Origin of the sequence: Herbaspirillum sp. VT-16-41 (assembly GCF_001994935.1) — a bacterium.
GTDB lineage: Bacteria > Pseudomonadota > Gammaproteobacteria > Burkholderiales > Burkholderiaceae_D > Herbaspirillum > Herbaspirillum frisingense.
In genome coordinates, this window is record NZ_MUXB01000177.1 from 1 (window position 1) to 1,087 (window position 1,087).

Annotated in this window: 1 protein-coding gene and 2 pseudogenes; all 3 read right to left on the reverse strand. The window is 52.4% G+C overall.

Features of this window, described 5'->3' with window-relative positions:
- Positions 1–351, reverse strand: a pseudogene (locus tag BTM36_RS27475) (Tn3 family transposase); the annotation flags it as partial.
- A gap of 70 nt (positions 352–421) precedes the next feature.
- A pseudogene (locus BTM36_RS27480) lies at positions 422–562 on the reverse strand (ParA family protein); the annotation flags it as partial.
- Positions 563–835: 273 nt separating this feature from the next.
- Positions 836–1,087 (reverse strand): hypothetical protein (locus tag BTM36_RS25595; protein ID WP_217349637.1); only part of this gene is annotated, 252 nt, incomplete at its 5' end.

A 1,087-nucleotide genomic window follows, 5' to 3' on the forward strand; every position in this document is an offset into this window, starting at 1 on the left:
GGGGTGCGGCGATAGTGCGGGTGGATGTGCGCGGTGCTCTCGGTGGTGCTGCCGGTGCGGAAGTTCTGGGCGTCCGACGATGACGTGGTGCCGACACCCCAAGGCTCGGCGAAGGGATGCCGGAACTGCGCGTTCACCAATTCGGCCAGCGCCGTCGAATAGGTTTCAGCGCGCGTATGCCAGGCTTGTAGCCAGGCGGGCTTGGCATACGTTGTGCCGGTTGATCGCGTCGGCCAGTATGGTGGTCAGCAGCAGGTTCTTGTCCTTGGCCAGGTCGCCCGATTTCAGGTGCGTAAAGTGGCGGGGGAAGACCGGCCCATCCTTCCCTCCTATAAGCAGATCGGTGTGTTGGGTCTGGGGCGATAGCTTCAAAAATTGTTATTTCAGGATGATCTAATTTAAATGTTTTATAATATAAAAGGTCTGTTGCGTTTGCTTGAGGGTCAAAATCAACAAAAAGCACTTTATTTTGATTGTTAGATAAATTCCAGGCTAGCATAACAGATGTTGTTGTTTTTCCTACTCCGCCTTTAAAATTTGCTATATTTATAACTTGGGTCATTTCAAACCACCTCGATTTTTTATAAAATGGATAAACGGGATAAATGACATTTAAGCCATTATACACTTATATTTATTTTAAGTAAAGGGATAAAAGGGATAAAAAAATTATCCTTTCCGAATTTATAATTCTGCAATTTCCAGTATCTTTTTATAACATTCCTTTAAATTAGAGAAAGCATATTTAAAGGAATGGCTGGAATGTGCCTGTTTTCAGTAATGAGCGTGGGCCCGCCGGGGGCTGGCCTGTGGCGCGGCGGGACGCTCTGCTGTGCTAGGGGAGGGGGGGACTCCGGGCGAAGAGGGTGCCGGTCACGGCCAGGCCGGTGACCGCGGCGGTGGCGAGCACCAGCAGGACGAGCACCACGGCCAGCAGGCGCCGGTGGCGGGCGTGGTCCTCGAGGTGGTCGATGCGCTCACCGGGGGGGGCGTCGAAGCGGGGGCGGGGATCGGGAGAGCACAAGTCCGTATTGAGGAACGTCGGATGGCGGCTTTTGCCTGACAAAAAACGATAGAACGCAGCAGG